Annotated in this window: 3 protein-coding genes; all 3 read right to left on the reverse strand. The window is 61.9% G+C overall.

The window, feature by feature from the left end; translation table 11 throughout:
- The coding region (locus tag EN984_RS31180) for an MFS transporter (RefSeq protein ID WP_127384205.1) at positions 1-1,016 on the reverse strand (1,016 nt) is incomplete at its 3' end.
- A gap of 190 nt (positions 1,017-1,206) precedes the next feature.
- On the reverse strand, positions 1,207-1,998 hold the full coding sequence (locus EN984_RS31185) for an ATP12 family chaperone protein (RefSeq protein ID WP_127270981.1): 792 nt from the start codon (positions 1,996-1,998) through the stop codon (positions 1,207-1,209).
- 12 nt (positions 1,999-2,010) lie between these two features.
- A partial coding sequence (locus tag EN984_RS31190; RefSeq protein WP_164765776.1) for a DMT family transporter occupies positions 2,011-2,458 on the reverse strand: 448 nt, incomplete at its 5' end.

Below are 2,458 nucleotides of genomic sequence, written 5' to 3' on the forward strand. Positions count from 1 at the left end.
GCCCAGGTCAGTGCCTTGAACAGCGGGAAGGTGCATACAATCGCTAAGGCAAGGCCCGCCATGATGATCGGCTTGCGGCCGATCTTGTCGGAGAGCCAGCCGAAGACGACGAAGAAGATCGAGCCTACTGCCAGGGCGATCGCGATCATGATGTTGACCGATTGCGCGTCGACCTTGAGCACGTTGGTCAGGAAGAACAGCGCATAGAACTGGCCGTTATACCAGACCACGGCCTGACCGGCGGTGAGGCCGAGCAGCGCCAGCAGTGCGATCTTGGCATTCTTCCATTGACCGAAGGCTTCCGTCAGCGGCGCCTTGGAGCCCTTGCCCTCATCCTTCATGCGCTGGAAGGTCGGCGATTCGGAAAGCGAAAGCCGGATCCAGATCGAGATGCCTAGCAGCAGGAAGGATACGAGGAACGGAATACGCCAGCCCCAGGCAGCATAGTTTTCCTTGCTCAATGAAGCCTGTACGATCAGGATCACAACCAGCGACAGGAACAGGCCCAGCGTCGCCGTGGTCTGGATCCACGAGGTGTAGTAGCCGCGCCGGTTGTCCGGCGCATGTTCGGCGACGTAAGTGGCCGCGCCGCCATATTCGCCACCCAGTGCCAGACCCTGCAGCATGCGCAGGATGATCAGGATCACCGGAGCGGCGATGCCCAAGGTCGCATAGCCAGGCAGCAAGCCGACCAGGAAGGTCGACAGGCCCATGATCGTCATGGTGACGAGGAAGGTATATTTACGGCCGACAAGATCGCCGATGCGGCCGAACAGCAATGCGCCGAACGGGCGCACCAGGAAGCCGGCAGCGAAGGCCAGCAGCGCGAAGATATTGCGGGTCGCTTCCGGGATGGCTGGACTGAAAAAGGTCGAACCAATGAACACTGCCAGCGAGCCGTAGAGATAGAAATCATACCATTCGAAAACGGTGCCGAGCGAGGAAGCGAAGATGACTTTCTTCTCCTCCCGCGTCATGGCGCGGCTTGCTCCGCCGGCGGTCGATGCTATTGCCATTTCGTTATCCTCCCGTGAGACCCGTTCTCGATGCTGCGCGACACCGTCCGCGTTCTCCTCCGAGCACGGACTCAACGACAGCCATTCGGGAAAAATGACAGAAAGCGCCCGCCAAAGGCAGCGCGTCTTTGGGATTATGACTTTGGTATTAGGTGCGCTGCGGGATGAAACCGGGCGAACTGGGAAACCCTTAGCCCTTGAGCGCTTCCAGCAGGCCGACAGCAGCCATCATGTCGTGCTTGCGAGCCGCGCGGCGGGCAACGGCTTCGGCGTCCTGCCCCCAATGCTCGATCTGCCAGTCCTCGTCGACATGAGCCGCGGCCCATGCAGCCTCAGCGTCGATCTCGCCGAAATCGACAGCCAGCGCCAGCAGCGCCGAACCTGTGAGCGACGTCATCACATGGATGGCGGCGAGACGCAGCGGCTCTGTTCGCTGGGCAAGATGGCTGCCCAGCACCGCGATGGTCTCGCGCGGCTGCTCGACATGGATGATCCCCTCGGCGAGATTGAAGCGCACCCCAAGTGTTCCCCTCGCCCAGTCTATCACCGAGTCCCAATGCTGGTTCTGCCGCTCCACCAGCCCTTGCGGCGCGTCGGCGCGGTAACAGAGCAGATCGGACGAGGCGAAGCGCAGAATGTCTTCCAGCACCGCCTGCGGGTCGCTGGCGACGCCATCGATGGCGGTGTTCACAAGCCGCATCACCGGCATGGTCACCGGATTGATGGTCTCGCTTTGGGTGGCGAACTCGTCGGCGACGAGCGCGGCTGCCGCCTCGGTAGGCACTGCCAGCAGCGCCTTGCCCGGCGTGCGCACCGGCTTGCCGTCGAGATGCACGGCAAAGCCGCCTTCGACCGGCGCGACCGAGACGGTCTTGTAGAAGCGCTTCGGCAGAGGCGTCTTCATCTGGATTTGGGCGCGGCGCACCGGATCCGGATCCGAAAGATATTTGCCCGCTTCAAGGTCGTTGAGGATGTCACGCATAGAAGGTCTCTCTTACACCGGCGTCAGCTTGCGCACTGGCCGGTTGACGATGATCAGGCCGGCGGCAATCAGGCCAAGTGCCAGGAAAATGCGCATGGTCAGCGGCTCATTCAAGAACATGGCGCCGCACAGCACGCCGAAAACCGGCGACAGGAAAGTGAAACTGGACAGGCCTGACGCCGGATAGCGCCGCAACAGCCAGAACCACAGCACATAGGTGAAGGCGACGATGTAGACAGCCTGGAAGAGCAGCGCCAAGGTCGGCAGCACGGTCGGGTCGCGAACGGGCGGGCCGGCGAGAGGCAGCACCAATATGCCGACGATCGCTGCCCCGGCGAGTTGGTAAAGCAGAAGCTTCTCGGCGCTCGCCTCGACCAGCTTCGACCGCTTGATGAGGATGTTGGTCAAAGCCCAGAAGAATCCGGAGCCGAGGCTCAGCAGATCGCCGAACAGCATGTCC

The sequence above is a fragment of the Mesorhizobium sp. M7A.F.Ca.CA.004.12.1.1 genome (assembly GCF_003997835.1).
Lineage (GTDB): Bacteria > Pseudomonadota > Alphaproteobacteria > Rhizobiales > Rhizobiaceae > Mesorhizobium.